A 963-nucleotide genomic window follows, 5' to 3' on the forward strand; every position below is an offset into this window, starting at 1 on the left:
CTCCATTTACGGAATTCCGCGCGCGGCATATCCCCGGACTTATCTTCGTCGGTTTCGGCATTGAACCACGGCATGCCGTGGCTCCAGGTCGGGTTGAAGGTCGCCACGCCGCCCAGCATTTTTTGCGTGTGCGTAATGCCCAGAATCAGGCTGGAGAGGTTGCGCGTGCTGCTCTGAAGCGGCGCGTCGTTGAGCCAGTTGCGGCTGGATCGCTGAACCACGCCTGCCGCAATGCCGGTTTTCACCTCCCCGTTGCGGAAGACCACCCAGGACGCGTTAAGGCGGTGGGTTTTGGTATCGCCCGTGGAGAGCCAGTTGAATCCCTGGTTACTGATGGTGGTCCGGTAGTTACTCCAGGCGTAGCTGTAGTCCAGTAATCCGTAGCCAAACGGCACGCTGACGCCCGCCTGGAAATTCTGCGCATCGTACGCGCTGGCAAAATCACTGCTGCGCCCGCCGCTGACAAACCATTTATCCGCCAGCCCCAGCATATTATTCGCGGTGAGCACGCCGCTCAGCTGATCTTCGCCGGTACTCTTCTGCCCGCTATTATCCAGGCTTACCGATGCACTTAAGGGAAATTCCGGCTTTGCCGTAAGATTAACAATGGAATATCCGGCCTGCGTTCCCGGAAGAATTTCAATCTGAACCGGGTCAGTACGCAAACGGTTAATTTGCTCCATGCCCTGTTCGATGTCGCGTAAATTAAGGATGCCGCCCACCCGTCCCGGAAACGCCATTTTCAGCATACGCGGCGTTTCGCCTTCCAGACGGATCGCTTCCAGTCTGCCTTCCAGCACAACAATATTCAGCTGGCCGCCGGAGAGATCCTGCTCGGTAAGAAAAGCGCGGCTGGTGATATATCCCCGGCTGATATACCAGTCAGAAATATGGGCGAGAAGTTCCGTTATTTTCGCCATATCCAGACAGCGGCCCTGCCACGGCGCGACAAGGGTCTGCCGG

Annotated in this window: 1 protein-coding gene; it reads right to left on the reverse strand. The window is 57.2% G+C overall.

Annotation, left to right across the window (positions count from 1 at the left end; translation table 11 throughout):
* On the reverse strand, positions 1 to 963 hold a 963-nt coding region (locus HMPREF3143_RS05535), incomplete at both ends, for a ShlB/FhaC/HecB family hemolysin secretion/activation protein (RefSeq protein ID WP_139145853.1).

This window comes from Enterobacter sp. HMSC16D10, assembly GCF_001807145.1.
Classification (GTDB): Bacteria; Pseudomonadota; Gammaproteobacteria; order Enterobacterales; family Enterobacteriaceae; genus Enterobacter; species Enterobacter roggenkampii.